Source organism: Persicobacter sp. CCB-QB2 (assembly GCF_001274635.1).
GTDB classification, from domain to species: Bacteria; Bacteroidota; Bacteroidia; order Cytophagales; family Cyclobacteriaceae; genus Persicobacter; species Persicobacter diffluens.
Map to the genome: position 1 here is coordinate 2,466,674 of NZ_LBGV01000001.1, position 21,372 is coordinate 2,488,045.

The 21,372-nt window shown below is 43.6% G+C and carries 16 protein-coding genes and 1 tRNA gene; 7 read left to right on the forward strand and 10 right to left on the reverse strand.

Going from position 1 to position 21,372, the window contains the following annotated elements; translation table 11 throughout:
* Positions 1-232: 232 nt before the first annotated feature.
* The 6 genes from NG22_RS10950 to NG22_RS18040 form a co-directional block, all read right to left on the reverse strand.
* Positions 233-418, reverse strand: coding sequence for a hypothetical protein (locus tag NG22_RS10950; protein WP_053405762.1), 186 nt, complete (start codon positions 416-418; stop codon positions 233-235).
* 220 nt (positions 419-638) lie between these two features.
* A complete protein-coding gene (locus NG22_RS10955) occupies positions 639-1,886 on the reverse strand; it encodes an aminotransferase class I/II-fold pyridoxal phosphate-dependent enzyme (protein ID WP_053405763.1) in 1,248 nt (415 codons plus the stop codon).
* Between the two features lie 144 nt (positions 1,887-2,030).
* The gene (gene murA / locus NG22_RS10960) at positions 2,031-3,341 is read right to left on the reverse strand and encodes a UDP-N-acetylglucosamine 1-carboxyvinyltransferase (protein ID WP_053405764.1); all 1,311 of its coding nucleotides are present in this window, start codon (positions 3,339-3,341) and stop codon (positions 2,031-2,033) included.
* Between the two features lie 188 nt (positions 3,342-3,529).
* On the reverse strand, positions 3,530-4,219 hold the full coding sequence (locus NG22_RS10965; RefSeq protein WP_053405765.1) for a DUF4290 domain-containing protein: 690 nt from the start codon (positions 4,217-4,219) through the stop codon (positions 3,530-3,532).
* 316 nt (positions 4,220-4,535) lie between these two features.
* A complete protein-coding gene (locus tag NG22_RS10970) occupies positions 4,536-6,842 on the reverse strand; it encodes an ATP-dependent helicase (RefSeq protein WP_053405766.1) in 2,307 nt (768 codons plus the stop codon).
* Between the two features lie 109 nt (positions 6,843-6,951).
* A complete protein-coding gene (locus NG22_RS18040; protein WP_053405767.1) occupies positions 6,952-7,152 on the reverse strand; it encodes a hypothetical protein in 201 nt (66 codons plus the stop codon).
* A gap of 359 nt (positions 7,153-7,511) precedes the next feature.
* Here NG22_RS18040 and trpB point away from each other — a divergent pair, with 359 nt between their 5' ends.
* The 6 genes from trpB (at position 7,512) to NG22_RS11005 (ending at position 14,929) form a co-directional block, all read left to right on the forward strand.
* Positions 7,512-8,738, forward strand: a complete 1,227-nt coding sequence (gene trpB / locus NG22_RS10980; RefSeq protein ID WP_053405768.1) for a tryptophan synthase subunit beta — start codon at positions 7,512-7,514, stop codon at positions 8,736-8,738.
* 637 nt (positions 8,739-9,375) lie between these two features.
* A complete protein-coding gene (locus tag NG22_RS10985) occupies positions 9,376-9,945 on the forward strand; it encodes a DUF3109 family protein (protein WP_053405769.1) in 570 nt (189 codons plus the stop codon).
* 386 nt (positions 9,946-10,331) lie between these two features.
* Entirely contained in the window at positions 10,332-10,613 is a 282-nt protein-coding gene (locus tag NG22_RS10990) for an OadG family protein (protein WP_053405770.1), read from the forward strand.
* A 25-nt stretch (positions 10,614-10,638) separates the two neighbouring features.
* A complete protein-coding gene (locus NG22_RS10995; protein ID WP_053405771.1) occupies positions 10,639-12,522 on the forward strand; it encodes a biotin/lipoyl-containing protein in 1,884 nt (627 codons plus the stop codon).
* 42 nt (positions 12,523-12,564) lie between these two features.
* Positions 12,565-13,761: a sodium ion-translocating decarboxylase subunit beta gene (locus NG22_RS11000; protein ID WP_053405772.1), complete on the forward strand. Its 1,197-nt coding sequence runs from the start codon at positions 12,565-12,567 to the stop codon at positions 13,759-13,761.
* A 733-nt stretch (positions 13,762-14,494) separates the two neighbouring features.
* Positions 14,495-14,929, forward strand: coding sequence for a hypothetical protein (locus tag NG22_RS11005; RefSeq protein WP_157601016.1), 435 nt, complete (start codon positions 14,495-14,497; stop codon positions 14,927-14,929).
* Positions 14,930-15,246: 317 nt separating this feature from the next.
* Here NG22_RS11005 and NG22_RS11010 read toward each other — a convergent pair whose 3' ends face one another.
* The 4 genes from NG22_RS11010 to NG22_RS17825 all read right to left on the reverse strand — a co-directional run bounded on the left by NG22_RS11010 (position 15,247) and on the right by NG22_RS17825 (position 19,280).
* Positions 15,247-16,836: a GAF domain-containing protein gene (locus NG22_RS11010; RefSeq protein ID WP_082305061.1), complete on the reverse strand. Its 1,590-nt coding sequence runs from the start codon at positions 16,834-16,836 to the stop codon at positions 15,247-15,249.
* 249 nt (positions 16,837-17,085) lie between these two features.
* Positions 17,086-17,961, reverse strand: coding sequence for a hypothetical protein (locus tag NG22_RS11015; RefSeq protein WP_053405775.1), 876 nt, complete (start codon positions 17,959-17,961; stop codon positions 17,086-17,088).
* A gap of 213 nt (positions 17,962-18,174) precedes the next feature.
* Positions 18,175-18,248: transfer RNA gene (locus NG22_RS11020), tRNA-Ala, on the reverse strand.
* A gap of 840 nt (positions 18,249-19,088) precedes the next feature.
* Entirely contained in the window at positions 19,089-19,280 is a 192-nt protein-coding gene (locus tag NG22_RS17825) for a hypothetical protein (RefSeq protein ID WP_157601018.1), read from the reverse strand.
* Between the two features lie 1,188 nt (positions 19,281-20,468).
* On the opposite strand from NG22_RS17825, the gene NG22_RS11030 reads away from it, so the two are divergent.
* Positions 20,469-21,347 (forward strand): RDD family protein, encoded by an 879-nt coding sequence (locus tag NG22_RS11030; protein WP_053405777.1) that lies wholly within the window; start codon positions 20,469-20,471, stop codon positions 21,345-21,347.
* Positions 21,348-21,372 lie beyond the last annotated feature (25 nt).

Genomic DNA, 21,372 nt, shown 5'->3' on the forward strand with positions numbered 1-21,372 from the left:
GCATCTGCCAGTGAAAGCTAGCGCAACACTTCCCCGGAACCTCCTTTTTTTCTAAAAAGTCTTTTCGAAAATCTGGTTGCTGCGCCAGCAAGGTGAGAGGCAAACAGCAGACCACAACTGTAAAAAAATAACGCATAAATGAAGGAGATTAAATGACAAAAAGCCACTCCGCTATGGAATGGCTTTCCTCTCAGGGCTCACCTGTGAATTTCTTTTTTCCTAGTTGAAAAAATTAAGCAGAGGTTTTTGAGTTTTTACGCTCCTGAACTTCCACGCGAATCTCTTGCGCCAGGTTTTTCAACTCTTGCATACCTTTACGTACACGAGTACCAGCTGCCTGATTCTCTTTTTCATAGAATTTGTGGAAGTCAGCTTCCAACGAAAGAACTAGATCTTTGATTTCGTCAAATCTTTTCATTGTCTAAAAATAGGTTATCGTTGATAAATATATAAGGTTACACAGAAGCAATATAAGGAATTTAACCAAATATCCACAAAGTGAGGATATTAATTGAGGAAAAGCACAAAAAAAAAGATCGAAATTTGCCCAAAAATGAAGATTTTCTTCGTTTTTGAACCCATTTCGATCCTTTTATACCTATTTCACACCTTCAGGGTGTTTATTGTCTTAAATGCTATTAATCAGGCATTTGCTCAGCAACACCATCTTTATTGTATTCGCCAGCTTCTAATTTATCTTTAATTTCCGCAAATGCGTTGATCGTTTCCTCCACATCAGCTAAAGTATGCGCTGCTGTTGGGATTAAACGCAACATAATCTGCCCTTTAGGGATTACCGGGTAAATTACGATGGAACAGAAAATATTAAAACGCTCACGAATATCCTGAGTCAGGTTCGCTGCTTCCAGCATGGTACCGGATAGGAATACCGGCGTTACCGGAGTTTGCGTATGACCAATGTTGAATCCGCGCTCTTTCAAACCGGACTGCAAAGCATTCACTACTTCCCAAAGCTTATCTTTAGCCGGAGAGTTTTTCAACATCTCCAAACGCTTCAGGTTACCCACTACCAATGGCATTGGTAAGGACTTGGCGAAAATCTGCGAACGCAAGCTGTAACGCAAGTACTTCACGATCTTCTCATCACCCGCTACGAAAGCTCCGATAGAAGCCATAGACTTAGCAAAAGTAGAGAAGTAAAGATCAATACCGTCCTGACACTCCAACTGCTCACCAGTACCCGCACCTGTAGCACCCATAGTACCGAAACCGTGGGCATCATCCACAAACAAGCGGAAATCATATTTTTCCTTCAGCTTGATTACACCTGGTAGGTTACCCATCACACCTGACATACCGAAAACACCTTCCGTGATCACCAAAATACCACCACCGGTCTCTTTCGCCAAACGCTCAGCACGCTCCAACTGCTTCTCCAATGATTCCATATCATTGTGGGCATAAACGAAACGCTTACCAATATGCAAACGCAAACCATCCAAAATACAAGCATGGCTTTCTGCGTCATATACCACTACATCACGACGGTCCAAAACAGCATCGATGATCGATACTACCCCTTGGTAACCGAAGTTCAATAGGAAACAATCCTCTTTACCTACGAAATCCGCCAACTCACGCTCCAACTGCTCGTGCTTCACTGTATTACCGGACATGATACGCGCACCCATTGGGTAAGCCAATCCCCAGTCAGCAGCAGCTTGTGCATCCGCCTGACGGATCTCAGGATGGTTCGCCAATCCCAGGTAGTTGTTCAACGACCAGTTCAAAACCTGACGGCCCTGAAAAGTCATGCGTGGACCAATCTCCCCTTCCAATTTAGGGAACATATAGTAACCCTCGTCCACATCTGAATATTTACCCAGAGGTGTGTTCTTTGCATCACACTTAGCAAATAAATCCATAAAGAATATCTTTTAACAACAAAAAATGCTTTTCAAATCGAAGCACAAAGGTATAAAAAAAAGCTTCTCACCCAAAGATTAAGATGAGAAGCTCTAATCAAATTCATGATTATAATGAATTTATTTCCAATCTTTTAAAGAAATTTATTCGATACGTTCAATTTTTGCCCCCAGTGCTCGCAAACGGTCATCAATGTACTGATAGCCCCTGTCAATTTGCTCCACATTATCAATCACACTCGTTCCATTTGCCGAAAGTGCTGCAATTAATAAGGAAACCCCTGCACGGATATCCGGACTGGTCATACGGATACCTCTCAGCGGATATTTTCTATCCAAGCCGATCACCGTTGCGCGGTGAGGATCACAAAGAATGATCTGCGCGCCCATATCAATCAATTTATCGGTAAAGAACAAACGGGACTCAAACATCTTCTGGTGAATCAGGATCGTACCCTTCGCCTGCGTAGCCACTACTAAGAGGATCGACAATAAGTCCGGGGTAAAGCCAGGCCAGATGGCATCCGCCACGGTCAGGATAGAACCGTCAATGAAAGTCTCGATCTCATAATGCTCCTGCGCCGGGATGAACAAATCATCACCACGCTGCTCAATCTTAATACCCAGCTTACGGAAAGTATCCGGGATAAGTCCAAGCATATCAACACGTACATTTTTAATGGTAATCTCGGACTTGGTCATGGCCGCTAAACCAATGAAAGAACCAATCTCGATCATATCCGGCAACATCGTATGGGTAGTTCCTCCCAATACCTCCACCCCTTCGATGGTCAGCAGGTTGGAGCCTACACCCTGAATGTTCGCCCCCATGCGGTTCAGCATCTTACACAGCTGCTGCAAATAAGGCTCACATGCCGCATTGTAGATGGTCGTGGTTCCTTTGGCCAATACCGCCGCCATCACCAGATTGGCTGTACCGGTTACGGAAGCCTCGTCCAGCAAAATATATTGCCCCTCCAAACGCTCCGCGTCCACGAAATAGCGGTGCTTCTCTTCATTAAACACGAAATTGGCACCCAGTTTTTTCAAACCAATAAAGTGGGTATCCAATCGACGGCGACCGATCTTATCTCCTCCGGGCTGTGGCATCTGAGCTTTCCCAAAACGCGCCAACAAGGGACCAATCATCATGATGGAACCACGAAGGGAAGAAGCTTTCGTACGGAAAGTCTCGGTTTCCAAAAAGTTCAGATCAACATCTGAGGCCGTAAAGCGGAATGCTCCTGCTTCTTCTAACTGCTCCACCTTAACGCCAAAGTCGCGCAGCAATTCAATTTGCTTATTGACATCACGGATGTTGGGAATATTGTGAATCGTTACAGGCTCCGAGGTCAGTAATACCGCTGACAAAATTTGTAAGGCTTCATTCTTAGCACCCTGTGGCGTGATCTCCCCACCCAGCTTGTGCCCGCCTTCAATTTTAAATGCCGACATTATATGGTTTGGTTTTAGTTTCTAACAATAGTTAACGAAAAGAGTGGCAAAGTCCTATGAATTTTTAAATAGAAAAATTACTCAAAACTTGCCCGGCCGGCACTCCTGCAATAATCTGCTTGATTTTTACCAGCCACGAATAACAAAACTAATAAAAAAAGGAGACTGCCCAGCCTCCTTTAGTATTATTAATTTTTTCTTTTGCGATATCCTCCGCTTCGGTTTTGATTCCCTCGATTCTGCCCCTGACTACGGCCTTTGTTCGAGAATTTCCTTCCACGGTTATTGGAGTAGTTGCGATTTGGTCGCCCAGTAGGTCCGGAAGTTACCAATAGTTGATTTTCCAGGATATACTCCTCATCAAACTTCAATTTCCCACGAGACAAACGCTTAATATCCGCCAGGATAACCTTATCATCCACATTGTCGCGATTCCATTGCAAATAGAAGGTGCGCATTAGTCTTCCGATGGTCACTACCGCTCCTAGTCGCTCTTCTTCATCCTCAATTTCAGTAGCCTTGGCGATCATGTTCTCGATATTTCTACCGTAATGCATAAAAGACGGACGGCCACCCAAATAAGGCACCTGTGCCGGTTTTTTATGAATACTGGCTGGCTCCGGACGCTCAAAAGGCCCATCCACATCCAGTGCAAAATCCGTCATGATATACAGATCATCCCATAAACGCTGCGCATATTCCGGAGAATCCTTCATTTTGTTCGGCGTCAACTCCTTCATCAGGTGAATCAATGCATGCGCCGCCTTGGTTCTTTCTTGTCGGTCCTCAATCCCTACCACATGCGCGGCCAGCTCCTGAAGGTTGCGTCCATATTCGCGTTGTAAGATTTCTGCTTTAGTGGTGTTATATACAAACATATATTCAATTTTATAATTCCCGGCTAGTGGTATAACGCATGTGCCCGGATGATGACGTAAAAGAAATAATTTTTTTCTAAAAAAACAGCTTATCCCCCTTGGATTTTCCTTTTGGGGCTGCCCTCGCTACACTCGGTCGGGCTTTCGGGGCTCGTTCTTTTTGCCGGCACTGCAAAAAACATCCACGCCAGTGCCGGCAAAAAGGAACTCAGACAAGCCCCCTCTATCCCTCAGCCGGATCAGCGGCCGGAGAGTGATTACCTATATAAAAAGGTTTGCGGCTAACAGACTCCACACTGCCTGACCGTCCTTTCATTTATTCTACTATTCTAAGTTTGGCAAAGCTTAATAGCAATGTCTTCTCCCCCACATTATCAAAATTCACCTTGGCTTTAGGCGCTGCCCCCTGTCGGTCCAGCTGCACAATATTTCCAAAGCCAAATTTAGCATGCTCCACTTTCTGCCCCTCAGCCAAATCCGCCGGATTACTAGCGGTGAAATCCGCTGAAGCTTTATGTGCCGGAACCGGCTTACGGGAAGGCACTGGTCGCTGCACCAAATTCTTGGCATAAGATGCACCAGAAGCTCCTGTTCCCGCAGCAAAACCTCCACCAATACCGGACGGACGATCAAAGCTACCACCCGGAGCGGCATTTCCAAAACTTACCTGCTTAGATTTTTTCGCTACATTCAATAATCCGGGCTCCACCTCTTCCAAAAAGCGCGAAGGTTCGCAGTTGACCAATTTCCCAAAACGATAACGGGTCATGGCATAAGACATGGTCAGCTTTTGCTCCGCACGGGTGATGGCCACATAGAACAAGCGGCGTTCTTCTTCCAAATCTTCTCTGGACTCCATCATCATGGTGGAAGGGAATAATTCTTCCTCCAGTCCGGTCAGGAATACATGACGGAACTCCAGTCCCTTGGCCATGTGGATGGTCATCAGCGTAACCACATCCGGATCATCATCCTGCGCCTGATCCACCCCCGTCAGCAGGGAAACTTCCTGCAAGAAGGCATCCAGGGATTTATCTTCGTTTTCCTCATTATCCACATACTCCTTCACCGCATTCAGCAATTCCTGCACGTTTTCATAGCGGCTGACGCCCTCCACGGTTTTATCCGCAAACAACTCGCGCATCAGGCCGGAAGCTTTGGCAATTTTCTGAGCAGCCTCGTGGGCATCATATTTCTGAACATCCACCTGCATGGCCTTGATCATGGTCACATAACCATCCACGGCATTGGCTGCTCTGCCTGGCAAATACATGCGACATTGCTGCAGGGCGGTCCATAAGTCCACCGATTGCTCGGCAGCAAATACCCGTATTTTATCCACGGTCCCCGGGCCAATGCCCCGCTTTGGCAAATTAATCGAGCGGACGACCGCCTGCTCATCATTCGGGTTCAGGGCAATACGGAAGTAAGCCAACAAGTCCTTGATCTCCCGGCGCTGATAGAAAGAGAGTCCGCCAACAATTTTATATTTCAAATTTGCACGACGCAGGGCCTCCTCCAATGAACGCGATTGCGCATTGGTACGGTACAATACCGCGAAATCCTGATTGTGCCATTGGTTCTGCATCTTGGACTCGAAAATCCCCTGAGCAATCAGCCTGGCTTCCTCTCCATCTGAGGCGGCAGAAATCAGGTCGATTTTTTCCCCTTCGGCATTCGCGGTCCAGACATCCTTTTTGATTTGCCCCTGGTTTTTGGCAATTACGCCATTGGCAGCGTTCACAATCGTGCTGGTAGAACGGTAATTTTGCTCCAGCTTGATGGTACGGCAATCCGGAAAGTCCTTTTCAAAATTCAGAATGTTCTGAATATTCGCTCCACGGAAAGCATAAATGGACTGCGCATCATCCCCTACCACACAGATGTTCTGATGAACGGCTGCCAATTTTTTCACAATCAGATACTGTGAAACGTTGGTATCCTGAAACTCATCCACCAAGACATAGCGAAAACGATGCTGATATTTATGTAAAACATCCGGATGATCGCGAAACAACACATTGGTATTGAACAACAGATCATCAAAATCCATCGCTCCTGCCTTGAAACAGCGCACCACATAGCGCTTATAAATCTCTCCCAGCATCGGTCGCTTGGCGGCCTCATCATCGGCTTTGTACATCGGGTTATTGAGATACTCCTGCCAGCTCACCAGACTGTTCTTAGCATTGGAAATGCGACCATAAACTGCATTTGGCTTATACAGCTTGTCATCCAATTGCATTTCCTTCACGATCGTCTTGATCAATGATTTGGTGTCATCCGCATCATAAATCGTAAAGTTGGAGGGATAGCCTAGCTTATCACATTCAAATCGAAGAATTTTTGCAAAAACAGAGTGGAATGTTCCCATCCACAAATTACGCGCCTCATTGCCCACTTCTTTCTCTATGCGCTCGCGCATCTCCTTTGCAGCCTTATTAGTAAAAGTCAGGGACATGATGGAAAACGGATCAACACCATGGGCGCGCATCAGGTGAGCGATACGAAACGTCAGTACCCGCGTCTTCCCTGATCCTGCTCCGGCAATAATCATGGTTGCTCCCTCAGTGTTTACTACTCCTTCCCGCTGTGGGGGATTCAATTGATCCAAATAATTCATGCTGCTTTTGCGCTTTCTCTGATTAATGTGAACGGCAAGATACGAATAAATTCAGAATTCATTTTCATAAAACACCTGCCCCATCAGGGCTTTTTCGCAAATAGCCAGATCAGCCAATCAATACATTATTTTTAATCATCAATCGTTGATTTTTCATTTTTCCTCGATAAAAAACGAAACAAATAATCAAGGTTGTAAGCAATTCCAGCCCCCCACCGAACCCGCTACCGGAAGCCATCAAGGCGCTATTTGAGGATTGAAGTGAATAGTAAAAAAGGTTGTCAGAGCTATCTTCGGCAGCAAACCCCATAGCTTTTCGCCAATTGGTCAAAACCCGGAGGTTGAAATGGGAAGTATTGGAGCGTGTTTAAAAGCACACCATCCGGCTGCAAATTCGAATTATTGGAAGCGATTTTGGAAAATTTCGAAATAAGCAACTCCTGCTACATTTTCCCGCCTTGCGGCTAAACAGGGAAGCATTCATTATTTGGCTTAATAACCAAAGAGCACATCCGGCAGCACAAAAAACTCACGCTTATAGACTTATTATTTTATTTGCGCGATTTCTCATATTGTTATTTTTTTTTTGCTCTGCATTTTTTGCGCTGCTTTTTTCAAAGAAAGCCATTAGTTTAGAATAGAAGATCACCCTTACTATAGAAAATTTTTATGGACTTTTTATCCACACCTGACGCAGAGGGATTTTTTGGTTCCTACGGCGGGAGCTTCCTTCCTGCTCCTATTCAAAAAGAAATTGATAAAATTACGGAGATGTACCTCAAGCTCCGTGAAGATGCTTCCTTCTGGACGGAAATTAATAGCATCCGAAAACATTATCAGGGCCGACCCACCCCTCTTTACTACTGTAATCGTTTATCAAAAGCCTATCAGGCTCATATTTACTTAAAACGTGAAGACCTCAACCACACCGGTGCACATAAACTCAACCATTGCATGGCCGAAGCCCTATTGGCCAAAAAAATGGGTAAAAATAAATTGATAGCAGAAACCGGAGCAGGTCAGCATGGCGTGGCCTTGGCTACTGCCGCTGCCTACTTCGGACTTTCTTGTGAAATTCACATGGGAGAAGTGGACATTCAAAAAGAGAAACCCAATGTGGATCGAATGATTGTCTTAGGGGCTAAAGTTATTCCGGCTACCCATGGTTTGAAGACATTAAAGGAAGCAGTGGACAATGCCTTTGAGGCTTATCTTAAAGATCCTGAAAAAAGCATTTATTGCATTGGATCGGTGGTTGGTCCACACCCATTCCCCATGATGGTTCGGGATTTTCAGGCCATCGTTGGGCAGGAAGTTCACGACCAATACATGCAAATGCTGGGCAAATTACCCGACCACATTGTGGCTTGCGTAGGAGGAGGCAGCAACGCCATCGGCATGTTCAGTGCCTTTTTGGATGAGCGGGTAGAACTGCATGGGGTGGAACCTGCAGGCAAGGGGATACACTTAGATGGCCAACACGCCGCCACACTGACCAAAGGCAAGAGAGGCATGATTCATGGCTTTAAATGTTACAATCTGGAAGATGAAAAGGGGGAACCACTACCGGTACACTCGATCGCCAGTGGCCTGGACTATCCGGGAGTAGGGCCGGAGCATTGCATGTTAAAAGACAGCGGCCGGGTAGATTATGTTAGTGTCACTGATGAGGAATGTATCCAGGCCTTTTATGAGCTATCTCAGCTGGAAGGCATTATCCCGGCCCTTGAAAGTGCGCACGCATTGGCTTACGCCAAAACCCTGGGCACAATGGATGCAGGTGCCAACATCTTGGTTAACCTTTCTGGTCGTGGAGATAAAGATTTGGAATATGTCTTAAAAAATTTCCCTGCCCATGAGTATTATTTAGAAGAACAAGAATTAAACCCCATTTAAAAACCTCCATTTTTTACTCCATTGCATAGCGGGACGCCAATGGCCGTTGCTGTTGGCTCCCTTTATTCTTTACCCCCCCAACCAACTATTTTTCCATTGCTTCAAACAGGCATGGAAACGAAGTCCATTTTACAGGTAGGACAGCAGCCAACTACGCCCCCAAGTAGTTCGGAATAAGCTGTCCTACATTTTTATTACCTCATTAAACCGAATCATACACGCTTTAATCTTCGTAAAATGGCAAATCGATAGAAATAAAAGATTTGTCCCTTGTGTTGAATTTTCGCCGATGAAGCAGTTAAAAGAGGAGCAGGCAAACTGAGTCAAATGCGGACTTATTTAAGCGAAACAAAACACCCCCTCAAAACACTGTAATTAATCATTTAACTGATTTTACTGAATCTAACGGCTCACATTCGGGTTAAAATAGCATTTCATCTCCGCCTCCCGTGACCTCGAAAAAATGCAATTCTCTACTAGTCTGCACCGAATTTTCTTCATGAATATTGACATTGAAGCACCTGCCCATCCCTGCTGTAATGATGAAAAGCCCCGAGTACTGAAAAAATTTGCACTATATTTGCCCTTTGATCGTGCATCAAGCAGTTAGTAAAGAAATCATTTAGCAAAAAATATTATGATTGTAGTCGACAATCAAGTCATCAGTGACGACATTAAAGAGCGGAAATTCGTCTGCGATTTAAGTAAATGTAAAGGCGCGTGCTGCGTTGAGGGGGACCTTGGGGCTCCATTGGAAAAAGAGGAGCTGGCCATCATGGAGGATGTTTACGAAAAAGTAAAGCCCTATATGACAGAGGCCGGCATCAAAGCAGTGGAAGAGGAAGGCATCTATGTGGAAGATTGGGAGGGCGATTACTCCACCCCGATTATCAACGGTAAAGAATGTGCTTATGCCATTATCGAAGAAGATGGCACCCTGAAATGCGCCATTGAGCAAGCTTATCTGGATAAGAAAATTGATTATCACAAGCCAATCAGCTGTCATCTCTACCCAATTCGCATCACCAAATACGATCAGTACGATGCCCTGAATTACGATGAGTGGTCGATTTGTGCAGATGCCTGCAGCTTGGGAGAGAAATTACAAGTACCGGTCTATAAATTCCTAAAAGGTCCATTGGAAAGGAAATATGGCGAAAAATGGTACCGCAAGCTTTGTAAAATCATTGAACAGGAAGAAACTTAAAAATCTTCACCTGAAGCATTGAAGTAGAAACAAGAGAGGTCCTAAAGGGCCTCTTTTTTTGCTTAAACCGAATTATTCACCGATTTATTTATCACCAAGTAGTAAGTAGTTTATTTTCATTGATTTATAATAACCCAAATTTGGACAAGCTTAATCATGAATAATCCAGCTTAAAAATAGAAAATCCACTACTCGGACCAAGCCCGACCGAAGTAATAAATATTTCGCGCAAATCGATATTAATGGAATAATATTTTATTTTTCACAAAACAACACCCAAAACATAATATAAAATTGAAAATTTGGTGATGATTATCATTCCGGACTATTAGATAAAATAGTAGCTTCCTTTACAGCATTTTATTCAGCAATCAAAATTCACTTTTATGAATGAGGCCTTACAGGAAGCTGCCATGCTACTAGCGATTGGAATGATCACCGTATTTCTGATCCTCTTTTTAATTGTTGGTTTAGGGAATGTATTAATCCAAATCGTCAATCGATTCTTCCCTGAGGAAAAAACCAACGCCCTTCCCATTACCACCTCTAAAAGCCCGCCTGAATCCCCTCAAAAAATATCCACTGCTCAATTGGCGGCTATTACCGCTGCTGTAAATGTCATTACCCATGGAAAAGGACATATCACGAGCATCGACAAAGTCTCTTAATTTTTAATCAACAGTATTTTTTCAAATGTCTAAAGCCATCAAATTCAGCCTGGTTTACCGCGACATGTGGCAATCCAGTGGAAAATATGTTCCCCGAGTGGATCAATTAGTTAAAGTCGCTCCTCACATTGTGAAAATGGGCTGTTTTGCCCGGGTAGAAACCAATGGAGGGGGATTTGAGCAGGTGAACTTATTATTCGGTGAAAACCCCAATAAGGCCGTAAGAGCCTGGACAAAACCTTTTCAGGAAGCCGGAATCCAAACCCATATGCTGGAGCGCGCCCTAAATGGAATACGCATGAGTCCGGTTCCTGCAGATGTTCGCCGGTTGTTTTTCAAAGTCAAAAAAGCACAGGGCACTGATATTTCCCGCTCTTTCTGCGGCTTGAACGATGTACGAAATCTGGAAAATTCGATCAAATTCGCCAAAGCCGCAGGCATGATTGCTCAGGCCACCCTATCGGTCACCTACTCCCCAGTACATACGGTGGAATATTATGTGGATATGGCGAAAAAGCTGATTGCGATGGGGGCGGATGAAATCTGCGTGAAAGATATGGCAGGCATTGGCCGACCGGCATGGCTGGGGAAAATTGTGAAGGGCATAAAGGCTGCACATCCGGCAATCATTATCCAATACCACGCCCACTCAGGACCGGGCTTCGCCCCTGCGTCCATATTGGAAGTGGCCAGGGCCGGAGCGGAAATCATAGATGTAGGCATGGAGCCGCTTTCCTGGGGAACAGGTCATGTTGATTTACTCACTGCCCATGAAATGCTGAGAGATGCCGGATTTGAAGTTCCGGATATTAATATGGAAGCCTATATGCAGGTGCGGAAACTGACGCAGGAATTCATGGATGACTTCCTAGGCTATTACATCAACCCAAAGAACCGCTTCATGAATTCCCTGTTGATTGGCCCGGGACTGCCCGGGGGCATGATGGGCTCATTAATGGCAGACCTGGAAGATAACCTGAAGTCGGTAAATAAATTTAAAAATAAGAATGGCCTGAGACCACTCAGCCAGGATGAATTACTCATCAAACTTTTTGATGAAGTGCAATACGTTTGGCCGAAACTCGGCTACCCGCCGCTGGTAACACCATTTTCTCAATATGTGAAAAATGTGGCCATGTTCAATGTGATGGCCATGGAAAAAAACAAAGCACGCTGGAGCATGATCCCCGATAATGTATGGGACATGATCCTGGGCAAATCCGGCCAACTCCCCGGGCCTGTAGACCCGGAAATTATCCAGCTGGCCAAAGCCCAAAATAAAATATTTTTTACAGGCATTCCCCAGGATTCTTATCCGGACGCTTTGGACAATTTCCGCCAGGAAATGAAAGATCAGGGCTGGGATGTTGGACCGGATGAGGAAGAACTTTTCGAATTGGCCATGCATCCCGAGCAGTACCGTGCTTTTAAATCCGGCAAAGCCAAGGCCGATTTCGAAGCTGATTTGGCAAAACGAAAAATAGCGAAAAACAGCCCTCCAACTTCTGAGGGGAAGACCATCAATTCCACTGCGCCCAGCCCCAGCGAAATGAATGTGACGGTAAATGGAGAAGTATTCCACGTAAAGGTGGATTATGAAATCCATCCCGCTTCCGAAAAAGCATCTGCGAATCAAACAGCAGTACAACCCCCAATAGCTGCTAAAGCGGAAGAAGAAGCCAGAATGATTCTAGCCCCTATTGAGGGCAAGTTCTTCCTGACCAAATCCAATGCTGAAAGCCCTAAAAAGGTGGGCGATAATATACAGGAAGGAGACATCATTGGGTATGTGGAATCCATGAAGGTTTATAATGCCATCACGGCAGATGTTGGCGGGCAGATTACAGAAATTTGTCCGGGAGATGGAGAGAGTGTCGATGAAGATGACATCCTGATCAAAGTGCACTAATATTCATTGCGCCCCAAGATTGGGGCGCCATTTTTCTAGCTTATGGAAATCATTGAAAACTTATATGAAATGACTGCCCTGAGCAACCTTTTCCAAAGTCCGGGCACCCTTATCATGCTGGCATTGGGACTGTTTTTGCTATATCTGGGCATCTACAAGCAATACGAACCACTACTATTGGTTCCTATTGCCTTCGGCATGATCCTCGCCAATTCCTTAGGCGGAGGCATGGCCATCAGTACCGAGGAGGAGATCAAGCACCTCACCTTTCTGGAAATTGCCAGTCAGTATGGCATCATGAATTATCTATATTACGCCCTCATCAAAACCGGTTTACTGCCACCACTCATTTTTATGGGGGTTGGTGCACTCACGGATTTTGGCCCCATGCTCCGGAACTTGCGGCTGGCCATTTTCGGAGCCGCCGCACAGATGGGCATTTTCACGGTGCTGATCATGGCCATCCTGATGGGCTTCAGCCTGAAAGAAGCCGCCTCTTTGGGCATCATTGGTGGTGCCGACGGTCCCACTGCGATTTACACTACCATTAAGCTGGCTCCTCATTTATTAGGACCTATTGCCATTGCCGCTTATTCCTATATGGCTTTGGTGCCTGTTATCATCCCGCTGGTAGTGAAATACACCATGAATGAACAGGAGCTCAAAATTAATATGAAGGAGATGGACAAACGCTTCCCTCCCAAGCATGAAATAAAAAACATGCGGTTGATGAAAATCCTTTTCCCACTATTTGTGGGTGGATTAGTGGCCTTTTTCGTGCCTTCGTCTGTGCCCCTGGTGGGCATGTTGCTCTTTGGTAATTTGGTGAAAGAAATTGGCGCCAATACGCTTCGGTTAAAGGAAGCGGCTTCCGGCCCGATCATGAATGCCGCCACCATTTTTCTTGGCCTTACCGTGGGCGCTACCATGACGGCCCAAACATTCCTGAATATCAAAACCCTTTCTATTGTGGGGGGCGGATTTTTGGCTTTCGCGATTTCCATTGCCGTGGGAATAATGGCCGTAAAAACCTATAACCTCTTCGCGGAGAAGAAGATCAATCCGCTGATCGGAGCCACCGGCTTATCGGCTGTACCCATGGCCTCTCGGGTGGCCAATGAAATCAGTCTCCGTTATGATTCTCGGAATCACATTTTGCAATATTGTATGGCCTCCAATATTTCAGGCGTGATTGGTTCCGCTGTGGCGGCGGGCGTCTTGATTTCATTCTTGAACTAAGCTGAATGAGGCCCCACTTTATTTACGCTCCTGAAAATTAACCACCTTAAAAAAACACTATTAAGCCGGATTGCGCTTGCTTAAATTCTCGTTTAGCTGCAAGGCGGAGAATATGAAGGAATTTTTCCTATTTCTAGTTTTTCCCTGGAAGAAGTTGAACGAGGAGAAAGCAAGCGCTCCCCTATTTTGGAACTATTAAAAAAATCAGAAAAACCACCTATCACGAACTGTCCCTCTGGACCTATTCGCAAAACCCGACAGAAAATAATTCTGGTTAAAAATGTCTGCATAAAAAGAACAAGCCCCCAGCTCATTCCTACCCGCTCGACAAGGACTCTCCAAAATTATGCTTTTTGATCACGAAAACTGCTTATTGGATAAGTCAACCTCCTGGAACTAAAAACGCAACAACCGCTATAAACTTACACGCAATTCCAACCTCCCCATTTTCTTTCATCCATTTTTTCTCTTCAAAAACGAACATCCCTCACCCCATAGTACAATCAAACGCAAACAGCAGCAAATCAAGCGAATACACAAATAATTCGAAAAATTGGACTGAAAAATTCAATGAAAATCAGATAAAGTTTAAAAAATAATTGAATTAGGTAATTGCTTCATATGGAAAATAGTCATACTTTAGTTCAAAACTTACACGATTATTACATCCATCAAATAATCAAGACTTCTAAAAATTATTCACTTAGTCAAATAAACTTACATCAATATACGAATGAAAATATTACAGAAACTATTCCTCCTCCTCTTCTTTTTTGCCCTTTCCCATATGGCTGAAGCCCAAACTTTCTTCGGTTATACTATAGGCAATAAATTAAAAGAAGACCTCAACAAAACTACCGAAATCGGAGGATTACCGGCCAAATTGGTAGTGAAGCAGTATCAGGGCAAAATCATTTACATCGGCGCCCATTTTGATGTAACTAATAAGAATGATGCCCGCCTAAAAGATGTGAAAAGAGCCTTTATTGACAAGTTCCACCTCACATTGAAGGATTATGGCCACCGCGAACTTCAAACCATCAAAGGCATTACTTTCGCTATTGATAACAAGCCCGCCAGATTCTCGGTTTCCAACCAGGAAGGGTTTAAGCAGAAAGCCAATGCTGAAAAGAATGCACAAAAGAACAGCATTCAAAATATGATGTAGTAATCCGTAGTTCGTATTTATAAGTGTAGAAAGGAGGCTAAGACCTCCTTTTTTTTATGCAAAAAAAGGAGCCGAAGCTCCTGATTAATATTTATTCTTTTTCTTATCCTAAAGCACCCCTTCTAAACTCAACCCCCTCCATACAAAATTAAGTTTTGGGGCTTAAGGAACGCTGCTCCTGATATTTTAAATACCAAAATTGAGGCAAGCCTGCTTGCTTATCATTCATCTGAGTTCTTGAAAAGACTTGAAACAGGGAAATTTTCGTCATTTCCCAGCTTGCGGCAAAACGAAGATTTAAGCAGGCACAATACGGGTTATGAGGTTGCAGCAAACTCCTTCTCCACATCTACCAGGATTTTCAGATCCGGGTATTGCTCCTGCAAAAGGGCTATATAGCCGGGAGATGTTTTCACGATATCAGTAATTTCTCTCTGAATCCCCAGCAATCCGGTTGTTCCTATCGAAGGTATCGACATTGGACGCTTAGCGATCAACCAATACTTCACATTCCCATTCACTTCCACGCGCTCAATGGTCCTCACCGGCAGTTTATTCTTTATAATTTCCAGCTCGGCATCCCAATATCCCTTGGCCACTTCATAGTCGAAAAAGTGGTAATCATCTTTTCCTTTCAGCTCATCACGTTTCACCCCATAATCATTCACTACCGCCTGATTGTACAAATGAAATTTCCCTTCATGATCCTTCAAATACACCTTACCTTCTACCTCATCCAGTATTTTTTCCATCATATCATTCTGCTTACTCAAGCGCTTCATCATCGCCTTCTGAGTCGCCGCTTCCTCTCTTTTCAATCGCTCCATTTCCTCCTGCGTCGCCTGCATCTCTTCCATATTCTGACGAAGCTCCTCTTCACTGGCCTCCAATTCCTGCTTTTGCTTTAAAGATTCCGACAATAATTGCTGCGTGCGCTCCCCGACTTGCTGACTATCAATCATGGCAGCAACATCTTCTCCCAATTTATTGATAAATTCCAATTCATGCGCTTCGAAAATATCAAAAGCAGCAATCTCTAACACCCCCCGAACTTGTTCGTTATACATCAGCGGCAGGATATACACATTCTTGGGCAATGCCTGCCCTAAACCTGAAGTTATGCGATAATAATCCTGCGGAACATCCTTTAAATATATGGGCATTTTCTCTAAATACGCCTGCCCTACCAAGCCCTCACCAGGACTTACCTGATGGTCAATGAACTTCTTACGATTAAAAGCATAGCAACCTTTCATCGTTAACCTCACCTGCGCTTCCTCATTCTCTTCCACCACATACATCGCCACTTGATTAGCATTCACATATTTGGAGAGTTCTGAAACCAGTTGTTCACAAAAAGCATGAATATTCTGGCTATCAGTCCTCCGGAATAAAGCGGAGAAATCCGCCAACCCTTTACTCACCCATTGCTTTTTGCGCTCCTCCTGAGAAGCTTCCTGCAATTGTCGCCCCATTTTTTGTAAGGCCAGCCCTAATTTATCCTCTTGCTCCACTTCCCGCGTTTGGAAATCCAGTCGCCCCAGGGCTTCGGCATGCGCCACCTGCTCATCCAGATAATTAGAGACCTTGAATAACTGCCGATGAACATAACTAAACTCCCAAGTGGCATATTCACTATTTTTCCAATCTTCCGCCTTTCTGGTGAAATCCCTCAAATCGGCATGTAAGCGCACAAAACCCTCTTTCACTTTCCATAGGATAACAGATAATCCTACCACTAACACTACGCCAAGAATGACCGAAAGTAAAATACCTTTGCCAAAAATCAGATTTACGACCAAAGACACCAACAAGAGAATAGCAACTCCCAAGGCCATCACCAAAAAAGACTGTAATGACTTACCACCTTTACTTTCCAGCGGCCCTTTTTCCATTATTGTTTCCATCTCTAAAAAATAAATTAAAAAATACGGTTCTATACTTCCACTTCTAACGAAAATATAAAATTAATTCTTCCTTAGCGTATCGGGATTCAATTAATCCATTATAAAATAAAATTATCCATCCTTGAAAATCAAATCACGCAAACCTACCTCTGCTCAACATTCAAGAAGCTGGCAAACAAAAACATAAGACAAAAAAAATACCCCGGACCAAAAAAGGTCAGGGGTACCCATAAATATAAAGCGAATATTTTAATCTTCACTGGATTTTTCCTCCGAGGAGCCTCCTATCGGACGACGAGGAGGTAAATCGGTTCTTCTTTCTCTAGGCGGGAGATCATTTCTCCTGGACTGATAACCTCCCTCACGACGCTGATAACCTCCTTCATTAGAACGCTCACGTGGTGGAAAATTTCGACGGTTGTTATCATAACCTCCTTCGCGACGATTATCATAGCCCCCTTCACGGCGGTCATTATTATAATTACGTTGATAACCTCCCTCACGACGCTCACCACCGTTGTTGTTATAGGGGCGACGTTCGCGGTCTTGATTATATGGACGACGCTGCTGGTAACCTCCTTCGCGACGCTCACCGGAACCCTGCCCATAGCTTCTTTGCTGATAACCACCTTCGCGATTACCATAACTTCTTCTTTCACCAGACTGCTGATAGCCTCCTTCACGGTTTCCATAGCTTCTGCGCTCACCGGATTGCTGACCTCCGTCTCTATCTCTGGATTGGTAATTAGGGCGATAACCACCTCCTTGTGGCCTACCGGAATTCTGGTATCCACCTCGGCCACCACCCTGGCGATATCCACCACCTGGTCTTTGTGGTCGCTGTGGCTTTACTGGTCTTGGCTTTTTCTTGGACTCGGGGAATTCGTCTTGCAGTCGTTTTAATACAGAGTCAATGGTGTCACTCATCTCAATCGGATAGGCAAAAACCTCCATCATTTGCCCGCGCACCTCTCTTTTTATTTTTTCCGGATCACGACCAAAAACCTGACGATACATGCTGATCACCTGCATGCCGGCACGCTGTTGGCCCCACCCCCATTTACCCATACCTAAAGCAAAGGCACGCTGGTCAATGGTAGTGTACTTCTTTTCGTTCTCTGACATCTGTCTATTCGCTTTATTTTATTACTCAATATAATAACATTCGGCAAGTTCTTCCAAGCAGATCACTAAAAAGCACTCATTTACAAGGTAATTCTGCTAACCGCCGAACAAAAAATCCCCCTTCGGTTATATCCAAAAACAACTACCAAAGGACCATAAACAAGAAATTTCAATACCTCCACCTGATGGTTTCAATATTGAAATTTTTAAGAGTGGAGCATATCGGATTCGAACCGATGACCTCTACGCTGCCAGCGTAGCGCTCTAGCCAACTGAGCTAATGCCCCTTGATTAATTTGAGAGCTCAAATGTAGCAAACTTTTTTAGGGAACAAAATAATATTCCAATTTTTTTATAATTTATTACATCCAAAATTATACTACTTCAGGCATCTCAGACTCCCAAAAACCATATAACACCCTCACTAACAAATCAAAATAGAAATTCACAGACATTTCTAAAACATCACCATCTCTCACCCGAGTAAGGATACTTAAATCCTCATTTTTCCACCAGAAGGGAAAAATAGAGGAAATTTTCCTTTTTCAAATTTTTCCAAGAAAGCAGAGGAAGGAGGAGCCAACGCCCTTCACTCAAAGCAGGCGATTAAACTAAACCAGAGAAACCACCTACAATTTACTGAAAATAAAAACCCTCGGCCAGCCTCACTAAATATGGCAGTAGCTAGTTTGTGTAAAGCAAGCTTTAGTAATCCAAAATTAGATTACCCTAGAATTTGTATATCATTATTTTTAAGTAAATCTATAGTATTATAAGATATTCACCCTAAATAGCCGTGAATAGCTTGAAATCTATTCGAATGATATGGTTTATCCTGAATTGCACATGCTTTTATCTGCCTTTAGTCCCCAGACGGGAAATAGGAAAGAAATTTCCCTTTTTCAGATTTTTTCCAAGAAAGCAGTTTAATGAGTAGAAAGCAAGCATACCATAATTCGGGCTAATAAAAAATCAGCAAAACCAACACTAACGACCTGAAAGAAAACTACTTGAACCAGCCAAACAAATATAAGGGTGAATAATTCTGACTAAATCTAGCGGTGTCAGTGCCAACGAAAAGGATCCCACCGTCTAATTGCAAAAGCCCTTTCCTCATGCTAATCAATTCAAAACATGAATTTCATCATCAGATTTTCAACCCGCTCCCTACAGCCATCCACACTATAAGTCAACAACCTTAACAGCAAGCTATAAGTCTTTAAAATCAGGAGGGAGTGATCATCCATAATATATGACAACTTCTTTATGCATTTAGGGAGTAAATACCCCCCAATAACGGAGATAAGATTACTTTCCATGAACAAGGGAAATTGTGTTAATTCCCGGTTTCAATGACCTATTGCATTTCAATTTTAACTTCTTTTTAAATCCTCCGTTACACCTTCCCTAAATCCTATTACAGAGAGCAGGACGAGCCCTGCTCTCTTTTTTGATCAATTACATCATAAATTCAACAAGCGGGAAACCTTAGCTTTGTCTTCAGATTATAATAATAACCTGCAAGAATCCAGGCATGCCCTAGCTTACGACCAAATGAAATCACTTCCGCTACTTTGTCTATCCATCCTCTTCCTGGCTGCCTGCAATTCCACCCCTAAGCAGCCAGAACACAGTCTCCTGCTAGGTCAGAGCCAACAGCTCAAAGGAACTTTTAAGTTAAATAATCCGGGAGCCCCTACCCTATTGTTCCACTTTTACAGTGAAAATCAACTCGCGCAAATCATGATAACGCCAACGGAAAGGGACACCCTGTATAAAAGGTATAAGATAATTGGAAACAAACTATTTATACAGCATGATATGGAACATATTAACTCGGCGATCAGACAAGAAAGGGAAATGGGCAACGAAATTAATGCCTTATGGGCTGAAAAGTTAACCTCGAAAAATCAGACTTCGGATGTCTATGAAGTCATATCCCTCCAAAATGACTCAATTATTCTTAAAAAAAAGAACCGACCTTACATCTTTTTCAAAACCCACAAATCAGCAAAAAATCAACCCAATCTCTAATAATAATTAATGACTTTCTCAAAGCCCTATAAAACCCTCGCTTGGCTACAAAACGGACAAAATGAAGGAATATCCCAATCTTGGGCCATTTTTTAAGGAAGTAGAAGAATGAAAAGAAAACAAGTCTAGCCCCATTTGGGCAATTAGAAAATCAGCTAAATTAACCTCATTGATCTGCCCCCATAGTGAATCAAAATAAATCTAGCGGGAATAAATTCGTGCTATATTTGGGTTATTTAAAACGCTGAAACAACCTAATAACAAACCCCTTGCTTGGACATATTGAAGCTGACAGGCCATCATTCGGCTGTTATAAAAGCAGAAAGGTTTTCCCTTTTCTCTTGTGATTTAGGTACAATCCTATTATTTATGTACCACCAAAATAGACCACAAAACTTACATACTATACTTTCACAAGCAGAGCAACCCCTATCCATATTTTGGATAATTGTTTTTTTTGTTCCTTGATAATTATGGGAAAGGTTATTTCACTTCTTAATAAAAGGCTTAGCTGGAAACTTGAGGAAATCAGTGGCATTCCGGTCCCTACTGCCGACAAATGGCTCAGACTCATCAACTTTGGCATTGACGCCTTTGTTGTACAGTCTTCTTTATCCCTTTTCAGTTATTTTTATAAACTAGAAACCGGTTGGTTTTTAAACATCACGCTTTTCCTGTTTTATTACATCTTCTTTGAATACCATTTTCAATGGACCCTCGGCAAATTCATTACCGAAACCAGAGTAGTGGACCAACATGGAGACGCTCCTAGCTTGGAAATGATAACCATTAGAAACCTGGCACGATGGATCCCCATTGGCTGGCTTCGAATTTTTCAAAAAGACAATCGCTGTTGGCATGACACCAAAAGCCAAACCTACATTGTTAAGAAAGTAGATGCCCTGAAGCTCAAAGCTCAACATCAAAACAGTATGGAGGATGAATCCTACATTTCCTTCGGTTGGCCCGGCAGTCTGATGATCCTTTTCTTATTTCTTTCCTACGAAATGGATTATTTGGTACGGGCGCATTTCATCCCAAAACCTGAGGCCCCATTGAGTGAAAAAGTTATTCAAAATGACTTACTCATCCAGAATACCCTGATCGGTGACTGGCGATTTGATCAGGAGGGAACACCAATCCTTTTTACCTTTGAAAATGATTCCATTGCCAAACAGCATTCCGAAGCAGGACAGGTGCAGGAATTTAAATATGTGGTCAGAGACGGGAATTTAAAGCTCCGGAACGCGAACCGTCCCGAAACGAAATATCAGGTTTTATACCGCTCTGATTCCATTTTAAAGCTATATTCCTTTCAAAAGGGCAAAACCATCCGGGCAAGGAAATATTAAAAAAAGCCTCTTGAAGTTTATTATC